The 17,218-nt window shown below is 65.6% G+C and carries 15 protein-coding genes; 13 read left to right on the forward strand and 2 right to left on the reverse strand.

Annotated features, from left to right (window positions below):
• The first annotated feature begins 41 nt into the window (after positions 1–41).
• From pyrR to AC1DJB_RS19950, 13 genes are all read left to right on the forward strand, one after another.
• Positions 42–623 (forward strand): bifunctional pyr operon transcriptional regulator/uracil phosphoribosyltransferase PyrR, encoded by a 582-nt coding sequence (pyrR, locus tag AC1DJB_RS19890; RefSeq protein ID WP_059389191.1) that lies wholly within the window; start codon positions 42–44, stop codon positions 621–623.
• On the forward strand, positions 620–1,633 hold the full coding sequence (locus tag AC1DJB_RS19895; protein WP_307053991.1) for an aspartate carbamoyltransferase catalytic subunit: 1,014 nt from the start codon (positions 620–622) through the stop codon (positions 1,631–1,633). The genes pyrR and AC1DJB_RS19895 overlap by 4 nt, the downstream gene beginning before the upstream one ends.
• The gene (locus tag AC1DJB_RS19900) at positions 1,633–2,991 is read left to right on the forward strand and encodes a dihydroorotase (protein WP_441433566.1); all 1,359 of its coding nucleotides are present in this window, start codon (positions 1,633–1,635) and stop codon (positions 2,989–2,991) included. Before AC1DJB_RS19895 ends, AC1DJB_RS19900 begins: the two co-directional genes overlap by 1 nt.
• Positions 2,991–3,512, forward strand: coding sequence for a PH-like domain-containing protein (locus tag AC1DJB_RS19905; RefSeq protein ID WP_441433567.1), 522 nt, complete (start codon positions 2,991–2,993; stop codon positions 3,510–3,512). The genes AC1DJB_RS19900 and AC1DJB_RS19905 overlap by 1 nt, the downstream gene beginning before the upstream one ends.
• Positions 3,493–4,770, forward strand: coding sequence for a glutamine-hydrolyzing carbamoyl-phosphate synthase small subunit (gene carA / locus AC1DJB_RS19910; RefSeq protein WP_306959788.1), 1,278 nt, complete (start codon positions 3,493–3,495; stop codon positions 4,768–4,770). Before AC1DJB_RS19905 ends, carA begins: the two co-directional genes overlap by 20 nt.
• Positions 4,770–8,090 (forward strand): carbamoyl-phosphate synthase large subunit, encoded by a 3,321-nt coding sequence (carB, locus tag AC1DJB_RS19915; protein WP_284989279.1) that lies wholly within the window; start codon positions 4,770–4,772, stop codon positions 8,088–8,090. The genes carA and carB overlap by 1 nt, the downstream gene beginning before the upstream one ends.
• A complete protein-coding gene (pyrF, locus tag AC1DJB_RS19920; protein ID WP_306959791.1) occupies positions 8,083–8,964 on the forward strand; it encodes an orotidine-5'-phosphate decarboxylase in 882 nt (293 codons plus the stop codon). Before carB ends, pyrF begins: the two co-directional genes overlap by 8 nt.
• Before the next feature lie 109 nt (positions 8,965–9,073).
• Positions 9,074–9,400 carry an integration host factor, actinobacterial type gene (gene mihF, locus AC1DJB_RS19925; RefSeq protein ID WP_084784535.1) on the forward strand — a complete coding sequence of 109 codons (327 nt, stop codon included), beginning with the start codon at positions 9,074–9,076 and terminating at the stop codon, positions 9,398–9,400.
• A 72-nt stretch (positions 9,401–9,472) separates the two neighbouring features.
• Entirely contained in the window at positions 9,473–10,045 is a 573-nt protein-coding gene (gene gmk, locus AC1DJB_RS19930) for a guanylate kinase (RefSeq protein WP_441433568.1), read from the forward strand.
• A gap of 39 nt (positions 10,046–10,084) precedes the next feature.
• Positions 10,085–10,345 (forward strand): DNA-directed RNA polymerase subunit omega, encoded by a 261-nt coding sequence (gene rpoZ, locus AC1DJB_RS19935; protein ID WP_028267125.1) that lies wholly within the window; start codon positions 10,085–10,087, stop codon positions 10,343–10,345.
• 26 nt (positions 10,346–10,371) lie between these two features.
• Positions 10,372–11,619: a bifunctional phosphopantothenoylcysteine decarboxylase/phosphopantothenate--cysteine ligase CoaBC gene (coaBC, locus tag AC1DJB_RS19940; RefSeq protein WP_476910754.1), complete on the forward strand. Its 1,248-nt coding sequence runs from the start codon at positions 10,372–10,374 to the stop codon at positions 11,617–11,619.
• 92 nt (positions 11,620–11,711) lie between these two features.
• Positions 11,712–12,941 (forward strand): methionine adenosyltransferase, encoded by a 1,230-nt coding sequence (metK, locus tag AC1DJB_RS19945; RefSeq protein WP_476910755.1) that lies wholly within the window; start codon positions 11,712–11,714, stop codon positions 12,939–12,941.
• 133 nt (positions 12,942–13,074) lie between these two features.
• On the forward strand, positions 13,075–15,180 hold the full coding sequence (locus tag AC1DJB_RS19950) for a primosomal protein N' (protein WP_441433575.1): 2,106 nt from the start codon (positions 13,075–13,077) through the stop codon (positions 15,178–15,180).
• A gap of 5 nt (positions 15,181–15,185) precedes the next feature.
• On the opposite strand, the gene AC1DJB_RS19955 is transcribed toward AC1DJB_RS19950, so the two are convergent.
• Both AC1DJB_RS19955 and AC1DJB_RS19960 read right to left on the reverse strand, forming a co-directional pair.
• Positions 15,186–16,271, reverse strand: a complete 1,086-nt coding sequence (locus AC1DJB_RS19955) for a glycosyltransferase family 4 protein (protein ID WP_284989283.1) — start codon at positions 16,269–16,271, stop codon at positions 15,186–15,188.
• Complete coding sequence (locus AC1DJB_RS19960; protein WP_441433570.1) at positions 16,268–17,215, reverse strand: alpha/beta fold hydrolase; 948 nt, start codon at positions 17,213–17,215, stop codon at positions 16,268–16,270. The genes AC1DJB_RS19955 and AC1DJB_RS19960 overlap by 4 nt, the downstream gene beginning before the upstream one ends.
• Positions 17,216–17,218: the final 3 nt, after the last annotated feature.

The following is a 17,218-nucleotide window of genomic DNA, read 5'->3' on the forward strand; positions in this document are numbered from 1 at the left end:
TTTAATTCCGTCCCGTGAGGCGGGGAAAGGGGAGACGAGCGATGACTGAAGTCACTGCGCCGGTGCCGTCCCGGGTTGTTCTCAACCACGCGGATATCGATCGTGCGCTCACTCGTATCGCCCACGAGATCCTCGAAGCCAACAAAGGCTCCCAGGACCTGGTTCTTTTGGGCATCCCGCGCCGCGGTTATCCGCTGGCAGTGCGGCTGGCAGAGAAAATCGCCGCCGCGGATCCGTCCGTCAACGCTTCCGCGATTGTCGGTCAGCTGGACGTCACCATGTTCCGTGACGATCTTTCGCACCAGCCCGCCAGGCCTCCATACCCCACCAAGCTGCCGTTGTCCGGCATCGACAACAAGGTTGTTGTCCTCATCGACGACGTCCTGTACTCGGGCCGCACCATCCGGGCAGCCCTCGACGCCATCATCGACCTCGGCAGGCCACGCATCGTCCGCCTTGCCGTCCTCGTGGACCGCGGGCACCGTGAACTGCCGATCCGCGCGGACCACGTCGGCAAGAACCTGCCCACGTCTTCTTCGGAAAAGGTCCGGGTCCACCTCGAGGAACTCGATTCCGTTGATGGCCAGCCCATCAATGAAGTAGTGATCGAGGCGGGCGCATGAAACACCTGCTCTCCACCGAGAACCTGAGTGCCGAGAACGCCATCCGGATCCTGGACACCGCCGAAGAGATGGCCGCAGTGGGGGACAGGGAGGTCAAGAAGCTGCCCGCCCTGCGCGGCCGCACCGTGGTCAACCTCTTCTTCGAGGACTCCACCCGCACCCGCATTTCCTTCGAGGCCGCGGCGAAGCGGCTGTCCGCCGACGTCATCAACTTCGCAGCCAAGGGTTCCTCGGTTTCGAAAGGCGAGTCCCTCAAGGACACCGCGCAGACCCTCGCAGCCATGGGGGCCGATGCGGTAGTCATCCGCCACTGGGCCTCCGGAGCTCCGCACCGCCTGGCCGCCACCGACTGGATCGATGCGGCCGTCATCAACGCCGGGGACGGTACCCACGAACACCCCACGCAGGCACTCCTCGACGCCTTCACGATGCGCCGCCACTGGTCCGCGTTGCACGGCTCGGCGTCCACGGGCGCGGACCTCACGGGGATGCGCGTCGCCATCGCCGGCGACGTCCTGCACTCCCGCGTCGCCCGATCCAACGTGTGGCTCCTGCGCACGCTTGGTGCGGAAGTAACCCTGGTGGCCCCGCCCACTTTGCTGCCGATCGGCGTCGAACACTGGCCTTGCAAGGTCAGCTACAACCTCGACGAGACCCTCGAGGCCGGAGTGGACGCCATGATGATGCTGCGCGTCCAAGGTGAGCGCATGAACGCTTCCTTCTTCCCTTCCACCCGCGAGTATTCGCGGCGCTGGGGCTTCGACGATGCCCGCCTCCGCGCCCTCGACGACCTCGGGCTCAAGGACACCATCATCATGCACCCCGGCCCCATGAACCGCGGGCTGGAGATTTCTTCCGCCGCCGCCGATTCGCCGCGCTCCACCGTCCTGGCCCAGGTCCGCAATGGCGTGTCGGTCCGGATGGCCGCCCTGTACTTGCTGCTCTCGGGGGATTCCCGTGAAGCCGCCCCCATGCCGGGCACCGCCCGTTCCGATAAGGAGAGCAACTGATGACCCAGACCTCAACAGGGACAGCAACGGGTACCTATTTGATCCGAGGTGCGGCCATCCTGGGTGGCGACGCCGAGGACCTGCTGATCCGCGACGGCGTCATCGCTGAGCGCGGCACCGGCCTTACCGCCGACGGTGCCACCGTGATCGAGGCCGCGGGCCTCGTGGCGCTTCCGGGCATGGTAGACATCCACACGCACTTGCGCGAACCTGGCCGCGAAGACGCGGAAACCGTGGAGACGGGTACCCGCGCCGCGGCCCTTGGCGGCTACACCGCGGTCCACGCCATGGCCAACAGCAACCCGGTGGCGGACACGGCCGGCGTCGTCGAGCAGGTCCACAGCCTGGGCCGCGCCTCCGGTTGGGTGGACGTCCGCCCGGTGGGCGCCGTTACGGTCGGGCTCGCCGGCGAGCAGCTCGCCGAACTCGGCGCCATGGCGGACTCCCGCGCGCAGGTCCGGGTCTTCTCCGACGACGGCATCTGCGTCCACGATCCCGTGCTGATGCGCCGCGCCCTGGAGTACGTCAAGGCGTTCGACGGCGTCGTAGCCCAGCACGCGCAGGAACCCCGCCTCACCGCGGGTGCCCAGATGAACGAGGGCACCGTGTCCGCGGTCCTCGGCCTGGCCGGTTGGCCGGCAGTCGCCGAGGAAAGCATCATCGCCCGGGACGTCCTCCTGGCCCAGCACGTCGGTTCGCGCCTCCACGTCTGCCACGTATCCACCGCCGGCTCGGTGGAGATCGTCCGTTGGGCCAAGGAACGCGGGATCAACGTCACCGCGGAGGTCACACCCCACCACTTGCTGCTCACCGACGAACTGGTCCGCAGCTACGACCCCGTCTACAAAGTCAACCCGCCCCTGCGCACCGACGCGGATGTCCAGGCGCTCCGTGCCGGGCTCGCGGACGGCACCATCGACGTCGTCGGCACGGACCATGCCCCGCACCCGAGCGAGCACAAAGAGTGCGAGTGGGCCCAGGCGGCCATGGGCATGACGGGACTGGAGACTGCTTTGTCGGTAGTCCAGGAAACCATGATCGAAACCGGACTCATGACGTGGGCCGACTTCGCCCGGGTCACGTCCACGGTTCCCGCGGCCATTGGCCGCGTGGCGGATCAGGGACGTCCGCTCGAGGCCGGCGAGCCCGCGAACGTCATCCTCGTGGATCCGGCTGCCCGGTGGACCGTGGATCCGCATAAGATGGCGACCATGGGCCGGAACTCACCCTTTGCGGGCAAAGAGCTGCCGGGCGCCGTCGTCGCCACCTTCTTCAAGGGCCACCCGACCGTACTGGACGGAAAGCTCAACACGCCGTACCGCCACGCAGCGGAGCCGGCCGGCGCCGGCAGCAACTGATGGACACCAAGATTGCTTCGCTGCTCCTCGTTGTGGTTCTCGCCGCGGTCGCGGCCGGACTCATTGCGATAGGTTGGCGCGGCAGGCTCAAGCGGCAGGCCGGCCTCGGGCAGCTTCCGGATGTACCTGAACCGCTCGGCCCGGCAGGCATTGTGGCTGAAGGGCAGTATGTGGCCACGACGACGGCGGGAGACTGGCTCGACCGGGTGGCCGTCCACGGGCTTGGCTTCCGCGGCAACGCGGAAATGAGCGTCCATCCGGAAGGCATCCTCTTCGACCGGAAGGGGACCTCACCATTGTTCGTTCCGGCGGAAGCCGTGACCGATTGCGGCAGCGCCAACGGAATGGCAGGCAAGTTCGTGGAGAAGGATGGACTCGTGGTCTTGAGCTGGATGCTTGGAGAACACGAACTCGATACCGGATTCAGGCCCAGGCGCGCCGCTGACAAGCAACCGCTCCTCGAAGCACTTCAAGATTTGATCTCTGCAGCCCCCCAGGCAGATGCCGATAGTGGAAAGTAACAAAGTGACGGACACCAACGCAGTGACAGGCAATACCAACCCAGCAGAGTCCTCCGCGGCAGTGCTGGTCCTCGAAGACGGCCGCACGTTCCGCGGCCGCAGCTACGGCGCCACGGGCGTGGCCCTGGGCGAGGCGGTCTTCGCCACCGGTATGACCGGCTACCAGGAAACCATTACGGACCCCTCCTACGCCCGCCAACTGGTGGTCCAGACGGCTCCGCATATCGGGAACACCGGTGTGAACAAAGAAGACGCCGAGTCCCGCCGCATCTGGGTGGCCGGCTACGTGGTCCGCGACGCCGCGCGCCGCCCATCGAACTGGCGCTCGGAGCGCAGCCTCGACGCAGAGCTCGTCGAACAGGGCATCGTCGGCATCCAGGCCGTGGACACCCGCGCCATCACCCGGCACCTGCGTGAGCACAAGACCATGCGGGCCGGAATCTTCTCCGGCGAGGCAGCCCAGGCCACCGACAAGGAGCTCCTGGACACCGTCCTGGCCAGCGCACCCATGGAAGGTGCCCGCTTGGCCGAAGAAGTGAGCATCGACGAAGCATACGTCGTCGAGCCCGCGGACCATGGCTGGGACGGCGAGCCGAAATTCAGCATCGCCGCGATCGACCTTGGCATCAAGGCCATGACCCCGGTCCGCTTCGCCGAACGCGGCGTACGTGTCCATGTCCTGCCGGCCACCGCAACACTGGAAGACGTCAAGGCAGTCAACCCTGACGGCTTCTTCATGTCCAACGGCCCCGGAGACCCCGCCACGGCGGATGCCCAGGTGAAACTGCTCCGCTCCGTGCTCGATGAGAAGCTGCCGTACTTCGGAATCTGCTTCGGCAACCAGATCCTGGGCCGCGCCCTCGGATTCGGTACCTACAAGCTCAAGTACGGCCACCGCGGAATCAACCAGCCGGTGATGGACCGCCGCACGGGCAAAGTCGAAATCACCTCGCAGAACCACGGCTTCGCCGTCGACGCTCCCATGGACGGTGCCACCATGGCTCCCGAAGAGCGCTTCGGCCGGGTCGAGGTCAGCCACGTGAGCCTCAACGACGACGTCGTCGAAGGACTCGCCTGCCTCGACATTCCGGCCTTCTCGGTCCAGTACCACCCCGAAGCCGCGGCCGGACCGCACGACGCCGCCTACCTCTTCGACCGCTTCATCGAGCTGATGGAGAGCACGAAGAACGGCCAGGACGCCGCACAGGGCACCGACACTCAGACATCGAACTCCGCGAAGAACGAGGACACCAAGTAATGCCAAAGCGTACAGATCTCAAGAGCGTCCTCGTTATCGGGTCCGGCCCGATCGTCATCGGCCAGGCGGCCGAATTCGACTACTCCGGAACCCAGGCCCTGCGGGTGCTCAAAGAGGAGGGCCTGCGCGTCATCCTCGTGAACTCCAACCCGGCCACCATCATGACGGACCCCGAGTTCGCCGATGCCACCTACGTGGAGCCCATCACCCCGGAGGTAGTGGAAAAGATCATCGCCAAGGAGCGCCCGGACGCCGTCCTGCCTACCTTGGGTGGACAGACGGCCCTCAACACGGCCATCGCGCTCGACAAGAACGGCGTGCTCGAGAAGTACAACGTCGAACTCATCGGTGCCAACATTGCCGCGATCGAACTCGGCGAGGACCGCGAAAAGTTCAAGGGCGTCGTGGAACGCTGCGGCGCCGAGTCGGCGCGCAGCCACATCATCCACACCATGGATGAAGCACTGACTGCGGCGGAAGACCTCGGCTACCCGATGGTTGTCCGCCCATCCTTCACCATGGGCGGCCTGGGCTCGGGCCTGGCGTACAACGAGGACGACCTGCGCCGCATCGTGGGCCAGGGCCTGCAGTACAGCCCCACCTCCGAGGTCCTGCTCGAAGAGAGCATCCTTGGCTGGAAAGAGTACGAGCTGGAGATGATGCGCGACAAGAACGACAACGTCGTTGTTGTCTGCTCCATAGAGAACTTCGATCCGGTGGGTGTCCACACGGGCGACTCCATCACGGTTGCCCCGGCCCTGACCCTGACGGACCGCGAGTACCAGAGGCTGCGCGACATCTCCATCGCCGTCATCCGCGAAGTCGGCGTCGACACGGGTGGCTGCAACATCCAGTTCGCCATTGAGCCGGACACAGGACGCGTCGTCGTCATCGAAATGAACCCGCGGGTTTCGCGATCCTCGGCGCTGGCTTCCAAGGCCACCGGCTTCGCGATCGCCAAGATCGCCACCAAGCTCTCCCTGGGCTACACCCTGGACGAGATCCCCAACGACATCACGCAGAAGACTCCGGCATCGTTCGAGCCGACGCTCGACTACGTCGTCGTCAAGGTTCCGCGATTCGCGTTCGAGAAGTTCCCGGCCGCGGACAACACGCTGACCACCACCATGAAGTCCGTCGGTGAAGCCATGGCCATGGGCCGCAACTTCACGGAAGCCCTGCAGAAGGCCCTTCGCTCCCTCGAGCAGAAGGGCTCGCAGCTGGACTTCAGCCACGTTCCCGAATGGGAAGTTCCGGAACTCATCGAGAAGTCCAAGCGCCCGACGACGGACCGCCTCCACCAGGTCCAGCGCGCCCTGCTCGGCGGCGCCTCGGTTGAGGAACTCTACGCCGCAACCAAGATCGATCCGTGGTTCCTCGACCAGCTGCAGCTGCTCAACGAAATGTCCCACGAGATCCGCAAGGCCGGCGCCCTGACGGAAGACATGCTCCGCAACGCCAAGCGCCACGGTTTCTCGGACGAGCAGATCGGCGCCCTGACGCACAACCCGGAGGCCGTTGTCCGCGGCGTCCGGCAGGCCCTGGGCATCCGTCCGGTTTACAAGACGGTGGACACCTGTGCCGCTGAATTTGCTGCCTACACCCCGTACCACTACTCGTCATATGACGAGGAGGACGAGGTCGGCCTGCACTCCAAGCCTTCCGTCATCATCCTGGGTTCGGGACCGAACCGCATCGGCCAGGGCATCGAGTTCGATTACTCGTGCGTCCACGCCTCCATGGCGTTGCGCAAGGCCGGTTACGAGACCGTCATGGTCAACTGCAACCCGGAAACCGTCTCCACGGACTACGACGTCTCAACGCGCCTCTACTTCGAACCGTTGACTCTCGAGGATGTCCTCGAAGTCATCGCGGCCGAGGAGCGCACGGGCGGCGTCATGGGCGTGTTCGTGCAGCTCGGCGGACAGACCCCGCTCAAGCTCGCACAGCAGCTGGCGGACGCCGGCGTGCCGATCCTGGGTACCTCCCCGGAAGCGATCGACCTTGCCGAGCACCGCGGCATGTTCTCGCGAGTGCTTGACCAGGCCGGACTGATCGCCCCGAAGAACGGCACCGCTGTGTCCTTCGAGGACGCGAAGAAGATCGCCGACGAAATCGGCTACCCGGTCCTCGTCCGCCCGTCCTACGTGCTGGGCGGACGCGGCATGGAGATCGTCTACGACGAGGCCAACCTCTCGCGCTACATCGCCAACGCCACCGAAATCACCCCGGACCACCCGGTGCTGATCGACCGCTTCCTCGAGGACGCCGTCGAAATCGACGTCGACGCGCTCTTCGACGGCACGGACATGTACCTCGGCGGCATCATGGAGCACATCGAGGAAGCCGGCATCCACTCCGGTGACTCCGCGTGCGTCCTGCCCCCGATCACCCTGGGCAGCAACGTGATCGAACGCGTCCGCACGGCCACCCGGGCCATCGCTGAAGGCGTCGGCGTCCGTGGCCTCATCAACATCCAGTTCGCGCTGGCTTCAGACGTGCTCTACGTGCTCGAGGCCAACCCGCGCGCTTCCCGCACCGTTCCGTTCGTCTCAAAGGCAACGGGCGTGCAAATGGCCAAGGCTGCGGCCCTGATCGGCACCGGCGTCACCATCAACCAGCTCCGCAGCGCCTACAAGATGCTGCCGGAGACGGGCGACGGTTCAACCCTGCCCCTCGACGCGCCTGTCGCGGTGAAGGAGGCCGTGCTGCCGTTCAGCCGCTTCAGGACCCCGGAAGGCAAGGTAGTGGACTCGCTGCTCGGCCCGGAAATGCGCTCCACCGGTGAGGTCATGGGCATCGACAAGCACTTCGACACCGCTTTCGCCAAGAGCCAGGCCGCGGCCAACAACGCGTTGCCCACCGAAGGCAAGATCTTCGTCTCTGTGGCCAACCGGGACAAGCGATCGGTGATCATGGGCGTCAAGCGCCTGTCCGATCTCGGTTTCGAGATCGTCTCGACGGGTGGCACCGCGGATGTCCTGCGCCGCAACGGCATCCAGGCCACCCCGGTCCGCAAGGTCGCCGAAGGCAGCAGCGCCGAAGGCGAAGGAACCATCGCGGACCTCATCATCGCCGGCGAAATCGACATGGTCTTCAACACGCCTTCCGGCGGCGAGGCCCGCAGCGACGGCTACGAACTCCGGGCGGCCGCAACGTCCATCGGCATCCCCTGCATCACTACGGTTGCCGAGTTCAACGCCGCCGTGCAGGCCATCGAGGCACTGCGCACCTACGAGTGGTCGGTGACGAGCCTGCAGGAGCACGCAGCGGCACTGTCAGCTTCCCAGGCCGCGGCAGCCGAGGCCGTCAATGCCTGAGTCTGCCGCAGCCGGGCAGCGTTCACTTGCGCAGCCGGGAAGGGAGCCTTTCGGTTCCCGCCTGGCTGCCGCAATGGCCGCCCGCGGCCCCTTGTGCGTCGGCATTGACCCCCACCCGGGGCTCTTGGCGGACTGGGGATTGAACGACGACGTCGCCGGCCTGGAGCGCTTTTCGCTCACCGTCGTGGAGGCCGTGGCAACGCTCGCTGCCGCGGTCAAGCCGCAGGTGGCACTCTATGAGCGTCACGGCTCGGCAGGCATGGCGGTCCTGGAACGGACCCTTGCGGCCGCATCGGACGCCGGAGTATTGAGCATCGCCGACGCCAAGCGCGGAGACATAGGCTCCACGATGGCTGCCTACGCCGACGCCTGGCTACGGGATGGCTCCGCCTTGGCAGCAGACTCGGTGACGCTGAGCCCGTACCTCGGCTTCGAGTCGCTGCGCCCGGCGCTCGACCTCGCGGCGGAGTCCGGCCGTGGTGTTTTCGTGCTCGCCCTGACGTCCAACCCGGAGGGCAAGTCCGTGCAGCATGTTGGCGGTACGGAATCGGTGGCCCGGCGGATCGCCGAAGCCGCGGCCGAGGAGAACCGCCGTTATCCCGGTGCCATGGGGTCTGTCGGTCTCGTGGTGGGTGCCACGATCGGCAGGGCGCTCGTGGAACTCGGGCTGGACCTCGACGCCGTCCATGGGCCCATCCTTGCGCCCGGGCTGGGCGCGCAAGGAGCCACGCCGGCGGATCTGCGTGCCACTTTCGGCGCGGCATACCCGGCGGTCCTCGGGACGTCGAGCCGCGGAATCCTGGCGGCTGGTCCAACAATTGCCGGACTACGATCCGCCACCGAGTCCACCCGCGACGGCTTGCTGGAAGCCTGAGCCTGATCTTCGTCGGTCCAATGCATTGCGCTCCGCACTGGGCACGCGATAGCTTCGGGATCAGTCCAATCCGCTACGCACTCGATGCCGGCCAAAGGGGGATGTGTCAGTGACCTTAAAGGCTCTGTCGCCAGAGGAACGTTCCGATGCCTTGGAAAAGGCAGCGAGAGCCCGGGCAAGACGCGCACTCGCGAAGGAACAGCTTAGGACGGGCGAACTCAGCATTGCCGGTCTGATCAAGTCGGCGCAGACTGACGAGGCCATCGCCCGAATGCGCGTTTCCGAGCTGATCGAGGCCGTACCGGGCATTGGCCCCGTACGGGCAGCGGCCATCATGGCGGAGATCGGGATCGCTCCTTCACGCAGGCTCAGGGGCCTGGGAATTCACCAATCCCGGTCGCTGATAGATTTTATGGAAGACAAATACAGAGTTTAAACGAATGCAGCGTTCAACAAATGCAGCGTTTAGAAGATACGCAGCATATATAGAATCTCCACGAAGGACGATGTGAGCAAGAATCCGGGACTGACCGTCCTCGCAGGCCCCACTGCCGTTGGCAAGGGAACAGTATCTACATACATCCGGGACAATTACCCCGAGGTCTGGCTGTCGGTTTCAGCCACCACCCGCGCACCGCGGCCGGGGGAGAAGGACGGTGTCCACTACTACTTCAAGTCCGCCGAAGAATTCGACGCACTCGTTGCGGACGGCCAGTTGCTTGAGTGGGCCGTCGTCCACGGAAAGAACCGCTACGGCACGCTCCGCAGCACCGTGGACGCTGCCATCGCCGAAGGCAAGTCCGTGCTGTTGGAGATCGATCTGCAGGGCGCCCGCCAGGTCAAGGCGGCAGTTCCGGACGCCAACTTCGTGTTCCTCGCTCCGCCCAGCTGGGACGAAATGGTCCGCCGCTTGGTGGGCCGCGGCACCGAAACCCCGGAGGAACAGCAGCGACGGCTGGAAACCGCTAAACTGGAACTTGCCGCTGAACCGGAGTTTGACCACACCGTCATCAATGACGACGTACGCCGGGCAGCGGACGAGCTTGTTTCACTCATGGGGCTTACCCCGCACCAGCGCTAAGCGCTAGCACTTGTCAGCCCGTTAGAATTTGGAGAATTCGTGTCCACGAACCTTGAAGGCATCATCAACCCGCCGATCGACGAGCTGCTTGCTGCTGCCGATTCAAAGTACGGCCTGGTGATTTTCGGCGCCAAGCGCGCGCGCCAGATCAACGCGTACTACGCCCAGCTGCACGAGGGCCTCTTCGAGTACGTTGGCCCGCTGGTCGACACCAAGCTGAACGAGAAGTCGCTTTCCATCGCCCTGCGCGAGATCAACGAAGGCCTGCTGGTTTCCACGCCCATCGAGCCCGCAGAGTAAACAGACTGCCTGTTGACGGAGGTCACGTGCGCATAGTCCTCGGAGTCGGGGGAGGGATCGCAGCCTACAAGGTTGCATCGCTCCTCCGGCTTTTTACTGAAGCCGGACACAACGTCACGGTCATTCCCACGGAGGCCGCCATCCGCTTTGTCGGCGTGGCTACGTGGGAGGCCCTCTCGGGCAATCCGGTGAGCAACAGCGTCTTTGACGACGTCGAGAAGGTCAACCACGTCCGCCTCGGCCATGAAGCGGATCTCATTGTGGTCGCCCCGGCAACTGCCGACCTGCTGGCCAAGGCGGCAACCGGCCAAGCGGGGGATCTGCTCACCAACACACTGCTCATGGCGCATGGTCCGGTGCTTTTCGCTCCGGCGATGCACACCGAAATGTGGCACAACCAAGCCACCCAGGCGAATGTGGAAACACTGCGCAGCAGGGGCATCACCGTCCTGGAACCCGCGGTGGGCCGTCTGACAGGAGCGGATTCCGGGCCGGGCAGGCTGCCCGAGCCGGAAGCGATCTTCGCGGCGGCCATGGCTTTGGTCGACGCCTCCTCGCCCTCAACCCCGCTTGCTGGACCCAAACCCCTGGCAGGGCGCACCATCACGATTTCCGCAGGCGGCACCCGGGAAGCCCTGGATCCGGTCCGTTTCCTTGGGAACAGGTCTTCCGGCAAGCAGGGTGTTGCGCTGGCCGCCGGGGCCCTTGACGCAGGAGCGCGTGTGAGGTTCCTCGCTGCCCACATGGACGTCCAGGCACCTGCCGGCGTCGAACTGGTCCAGGTTGAATCCGCACTGGAGCTCCGTGACGCCGCGCTGGAAGCCGCCGTCGGCTCCGACGTCGTGATCATGGCCGCGGCTGTCGCGGATTTCCGTCCTGCCGAGGTTTCAGACACGAAAATCAAGAAGGTCAACGGCAACGACGCCCCCGTGGTACGCCTCGTGCAGAACCCGGACATCCTGCATGAACTGGTAGTGCGACGCGACGCCGCGGCATCCACGCAGTTGATCATCGGGTTTGCGGCCGAAACCGGGGACGAAGACGGCGACGTCCTGGAACACGCCACCGCCAAGCTCAAACGCAAAGGCTGTGACCTTTTGGTGGTCAACCAGGTCGGCGTCGGGCGAGTGTTCGGCCAGGACCAGAACTCTGTGATCATTCTCTCCGGCCATGGCGCGGCGCCGCAGTCGGCGGCGGGTTCCAAATCCGACGTCGCGGCCGCTGTCATTGACCGGATCAGCACTGAACTAAGCCGAGTACGCCCGGCGACGTAGGCGCCGGGCGAGGCTCATTTCCTGGCTGGTCCATCCTTAGCATAGGGACATACGGCGGAAGCCGGCCGCCCCCAACCGAGTAAGGTAGTCGAGTGACTTTACCGCTGCACCATGAATCCCACTCCACCCCGTCCAAGCTCCGGCTCTTCACCTCGGAGTCGGTTACGGAAGGGCACCCGGACAAAATCTGCGACCAGATCAGCGACGCCATCCTTGATGCGCTCCTGGCGGCAGACCCTGAGTCGCGCGTGGCTGTTGAAACCATGGCCACCACGGGCTTGGTGCATGTAGCCGGTGAAGTCACGACGGACGCGTATGTTGAAATCCCGCAGATCGTCCGCGAGACCATCCTCGGAATAGGGTACGACTCGTCGGCCAATGGCTTTGACGGCGCCCGTTGCGGGGTGTCTGTCTCCATCGGACAGCAGTCCAACGACATCGCCGGTGGCGTCTTCAATTCGCTCGAAGCCCGCGAAGGCCGCCAGGAGGACGACTACGACCTTCAGGGCGCCGGTGACCAGGGCATCATGTTCGGCTACGCGAGCGATGAGACCCCGTCCTACATGCCGACGCCCATTTGGCTCGCACACCGCCTTTCGGAGCGCCTTACCGAAGTCCGCAAGAGCGGCGAACTGGCCTACTTGCGCCCCGACGGCAAGACCCAGGTGACGGTCGGCTACGACCGTGACCGTCCGGTTTCCGTTGAAACGGTGGTTATCTCCAGCCAGCACGCAGAGGGAACCCACCTCGATCTCTTGCGCGCCGATCTCGCCTCGCACGTGATCGACCCCGTCCTGGCTGCGGCCAACCTGGATATCTCCCACGTCGCGAATATCCTGAATCCCGCCGGCGCCTTCGTCATCGGCGGTCCCGTCGGCGATGCCGGGCTGACAGGCCGCAAGATCATCGTTGATACGTACGGCGGCATGGCCCGCCACGGTGGCGGTGCCTTCTCCGGCAAGGATCCGTCGAAGGTGGACCGCTCGGCGGCCTACGCGATGCGCTGGGTAGCAAAGAACGTTGTGGCAGCAGGCTTGGCCAAGCGGGCCGAAATCCAGATCGCCTACGCGATCGGCCAGGCACGTCCGGTGGGTACCTACGTGGAAACCTTTGGTACCGAGACTGTCGACCCGGCCAAGATCAGCGAAGCGATTGCGGAGATCTTCGACCTCCGTCCGCGCGCCATCATTGACGCCCTCGACCTCAAGCGCCCCATCTACGCCAAGACGGCGGCGCATGGCCACTTCGGCCGCGACGAGCCGGATTTCACGTGGGAACGATTGGACCGCGTGGACGAATTGAAGGAATTCTTCAACGCCTGAATCGGCTTGCCCGTGACAGTCGGTGCCGGCCGGAATCCGGAATTGTCGGTGGGGCCTGCTTGGATTGGACGAAGGCATCCGGCACTCCAGGGAGGTGACAAGCATGAGCGATGGTTCGCTGCTTCCGTTTGCCATGGTGTCGTCTTCGCCGGCCCATCAGCCGTCCTTGCTCCAAGGCTTCCCCTCGCGCGCGAACGACGTCGGCGGGCCGCCGCTCGCGGCGAGCAACCCGGTGGCGCGGATCTTGATCGAATCATCCTTGCCGCATCTCGACAGGCCCTTTGACTACAGTGTCCCGGCCGAGTTGGAGAAGACGGCCCTGGCAGGCGTCCGGGTCAAAGTCCGCTTCAGCGGCCAGGAACTCAGCGGCTACGTCCTGGAGCGCATGGAATCGTCGGAAGCCGGGCATGCCCTGACTCCCCTTCTTAAGGTGGTTTCAGCCGTCCCGGTGCTGACTCCGGCGTTGCTGGACCTTGCCACGAGTGTCGCGGCCCGCTACGCCGGAACGCTCAGCGATGTCCTCCGGACCGCCATTCCGCCCCGCGTCGCGCGGCTGGAGAAGCTGCTCCTGTCCGGCGATTCCCTTTCGGACGAGCCGGCCACCCCTGCCGAACACACCGAGGCGCCCCAGGGCTCGGCCTCGCAGGCGCACGCGGCGTGGGCTTCCTACACCAACGGAGCGCCATACTTGCAACACCTGGCCGGGGGTGGCTCACCCCGCGCGGTCTTGACGGCAACGCAGGGTTTTGGAACCGCAGGCTGGCCCGAGCTCGTGGCATCCGCGGTGGCGGCAGTCCGCTCCTCAGGGCGGGGCGCCGTCGTCGTCGTTCCCGACTATCGTGATCTCGACCGCATGGAGGCGGCACTGCGCGCTGTCCTGCCACCAGGAGACGTCGCGCGGCTGACGGCCGACGACGGCCAGACGCCGCGGTACCGGAGCTACCTCCGGCTCCTCAGCGGCGCGGCACAGGTGGCTGTCGGCACCCGCTCCGCCGCGTACGCTCCGGTGCAGGACCTTGGCCTCGTGGTGTGCTGGGACGACGGCGACGACCTCCACATTGACCAGCGCGCTCCCTACGCCCACACCAGGGAAATCCTGCTCTTGCGTTCCGAACAGGAATCAGCGGCGTGCCTCATGGCTGCGCATAGCCGCAGCACCGAGCTTCAACGGCTCGTTGAGGGCGGGTGGGCCGTGCCGGTGGAAGCTCCCCGGCAAGTGGTCCGCGCCAGGACGCCCCGGGTGCTCAATACGGCTGACAGCTTCGAGCAGGAGCACGACCCCTTGGCGAAGATCGCACGATTGCCCGGCGCCGCCTGGCGGGCCGCCAAAGAGGGACTGGAACGCGGCCCCGTCCTGGTGCAGGTGGCCCGGGCCGGCTACGCCCCCTCCCTTGTCTGCGAGGAGTGCCGCGAAACCGCCAGGTGCAACAACTGCCAGGGACCCCTCGCAATCGCCGGACAATCGGCCCTGCCGCAGTGCCGCTGGTGCTCCACGCCGGCCCCGGAATGGCGCTGCCGGCATTGCGGCGCAGGCCGCCTTCGCAGAGGCGCAGCCGGTGTGCTGCGGACAGCGGAAGAACTGGGCAGGGCTTTTCCAGGCAAGGCTGTGGTGACATCGTCGGGAGACCAAGTCAAAGCCACAGTGTCCGATGCCCGCGCCCTGGTGGTGGCGACCGTGGGGGCTGAGCCGATCGCAGCCGGCGGCTACGCAGCGGCGCTGCTCCTGGATGGCAATTCGCTCCTGCGCAGGGAAAACCTGCGTGCCGGGGAGGACACCGTTCGGCGATGGTTCAATGCCGCGGCCCTCGTGCGGCCCGCGAACGAAGGCGGGCTCGTCGTTGTCACCGCAGACGACACCGCCGCGACGGGTGCCCTGCTGCGCTGGGACCCCGCTGGATATGCCTCCCGAGAACTGGCACTGCGGCAGGAACTCCAGTTACCGCCCGCCGTGCGGATCGCCTCAGTGACGGGCAAGCGGGCCGACGTCGTGCATTTCACCGAAAGCCTGGCCGACACCATCCAGCTCCGCACTGCGGGCCCAGCGCCGGTCTCCCTTGCACTATCGGCGCAGCGCGCTTCAGGGAGGGACGACGATCCGGACGTCCGGACGCTGATCTTCATTCCGTATGCCCAAGCAGCCGTTGCCACCCGTTCCATGAGGGCCGTCAAAGCCGCCAGTGCGGCGAAGCGCACCTCAGGACCGGTGCAACTGCGGCTCGACGGCGTCGACGTCCTCTAGCGTCCTCAGCGCCGTTTGCGGCTCCGCATCGCAACGATCTCTTCGGCCACCGCCAGCAGTTGGCGCGCAGACTCGTCCCAATTGAAATCAGCCGCGCGTTCCACGGAGCGGCGCGACCGTGCCTGCCACAATTCGCCGTCTTCAAGGGCCTTGACCGCTGCGGCGAACTCGCCGGGCGATTCGGGGTGTACGTAGCTCACGGCGTCCCCGCCGACCTCACGGAAGATGGGGGTGTCGCTGGCGATCACGGGAGTGCCAAGTGCCATCGCCTCGACCAGGGGCAGCCCGTAACCTTCTGCCTTGGACAGGCTGACGAGGGCGGTGGCCCGGAGCAGGAGGGAATCGTATTCGGCATCCGTGACGCCGTTGTGGAACTCGACCTGGGCGCCAGGCGGGACCAGGGGCTCCAGCTCCGCACGGCGCTGGGGGGTGATCCTGCTGAGCAGATGCAGCGTGAATCCTGGCAAATCGGCCATTCCCTGGATCATGGTCTCCACGTTTTTGTAGGGCATGAAAGAGCCCATGTAGAGCAGGGATTTCTCGGCGCCGGCTGCGGGATCGCGCGGCTTCTGGCCCGGCTGTGGCGCGTTGCCCACGATCCGGACCGGGCGGCGCGTGAGATTGAACTTCGCCATGAGCGACTCGGTGGTGTGGCTGATGGTCGCCACAATGTCGGCCCGGTTGAGAAGCAATCGCTGCGGCCAGTAGGCCTTGTGGTAGAGCCGCCAGAGCAGCCGCACGGGTGCGGGCAGGAAGCCCGGAGGGGCAGGGTGCTCATAGTAGATGAGGTCGTGCAGGGTCAGGACCAGCCCGTACTTGCGGCCCCAGGTTCCCATGGTCTGCATGGGGCAGACCACGACGTCGGCGCCGAGCTTGTTGACTTCACGCGCCACGAACAGTTCGCGGGGGGACAGCGGGCTGCTGATGTGAACGTAGGGGACGTCCGGGAGGAGCGCCAATTGGCGCTTGTCACTGATGAGCATGGTGACATCCGCGATCTTGGACGTCGCCGCGATGAGGCTCGATCCGTAGCGGCTGATCCCGTCATGATGGTCCGTGCGGGTGAAGCGGGCATCTATGACGATTTTCACGCGGGGTGTTCCTCCAGGAAACTGCGGATGGCGGCGGCGGCCGGCGCCGGTGTCTCGTAATGGATCAAATGCCCGACGTCGGGAATCACTTCCAGCGCGCCGTCCGGGAGCATCTCCAGTAGCTTGTGCTGGTCCTTGAGCAGCGCGATCTCGTCTTTCTCGCCGGCCACCAACAACACAGGAAGGTCCAATTGCCCGGCGACCTCGGCCACATGGCTGGACACCGAAGCCCGGAAAGACTCCAGCAGGCTAGCGCGGTCGGCGAACGCGGAGAAGTACGCATCGTGCTGGCCATGGACAAAGGCCCGGAGTTCCTTGTCCCGGGTCTTGGCCATCGCGGCGCTCATGACGCGGACAATGAGGCGGCTGCGCAAGACGGCGAGTCCAAGCCGGCGCGGGAGCTTGGCGGAGACCTGGTAGTACAGGACCGCGAGCTTGGTCATGAGGCCTTTGGGGCCCTCAAGCGCGGGGGCGGCGATGGGATTGACCAGGATCAGCGGGCGGATGGCGCCCGGGTTCGCGGCGGCGAAGTGGCTGGCGACGATGGATCCGAAGGAGTGCCCCAAGAGAACTGTGTCCGCTCCGAGGCCCAAGGCCGCCATGAAACCGGTGATGAACTTCCCGTAGCGTTCCACGGTGTGGGTGTCTCCGGCGAAAGGCTCCGAGCTGCCAAAGCCGGGAAGGTCGGGCATGATGACGCGCATTTCCGGCAGGTGGTCCACTACGCGGAGCAGGCCGTGGTGGTCGCCGCGGAAACCGTGAATGACCAGTATGGTGCGCGTCGCCGGGGTCACCGTGACCGGTTCGTAGCACCAATAGGCGACGTTGCTGCCGTCGAGGTCGATGTCCGAGGCACTCGTCCTAGAGGCCAAGGCCTTGCTGAAGAACTCCCGTAGGGAGGCTGGTGCGGGTTCGGGGGAGTGGTTGGTGTCCACTTGTTCCATTCG

Source organism: Arthrobacter sp. 01T428, assembly GCF_056398685.1.

Coding starts and splice junctions, on each gene's coding strand:
- carA (WP_306959788.1), top strand. CDS start 3,493: ATGCCGATAGTGGAAAGTAACAAAGTGACGGACACCAACGCAGTGACA.
- carB (WP_284989279.1), top strand. CDS start 4,770: ATGCCAAAGCGTACAGATCTCAAGAGCGTCCTCGTTATCGGGTCCGGC.
- AC1DJB_RS19900 (WP_441433566.1), top strand. CDS start 1,633: ATGACCCAGACCTCAACAGGGACAGCAACGGGTACCTATTTGATCCGA.
- AC1DJB_RS19905 (WP_441433567.1), top strand. CDS start 2,991: ATGGACACCAAGATTGCTTCGCTGCTCCTCGTTGTGGTTCTCGCCGCG.
- AC1DJB_RS19960 (WP_441433570.1), bottom strand. CDS start 17,215: ATGGAACAAGTGGACACCAACCACTCCCCCGAACCCGCACCAGCCTCC.
- pyrF (WP_306959791.1), top strand. CDS start 8,083: ATGCCTGAGTCTGCCGCAGCCGGGCAGCGTTCACTTGCGCAGCCGGGA.
- AC1DJB_RS19895 (WP_307053991.1), top strand. CDS start 620: ATGAAACACCTGCTCTCCACCGAGAACCTGAGTGCCGAGAACGCCATC.
- AC1DJB_RS19950 (WP_441433575.1), top strand. CDS start 13,075: ATGGTGTCGTCTTCGCCGGCCCATCAGCCGTCCTTGCTCCAAGGCTTC.
- pyrR (WP_059389191.1), top strand. CDS start 42: ATGACTGAAGTCACTGCGCCGGTGCCGTCCCGGGTTGTTCTCAACCAC.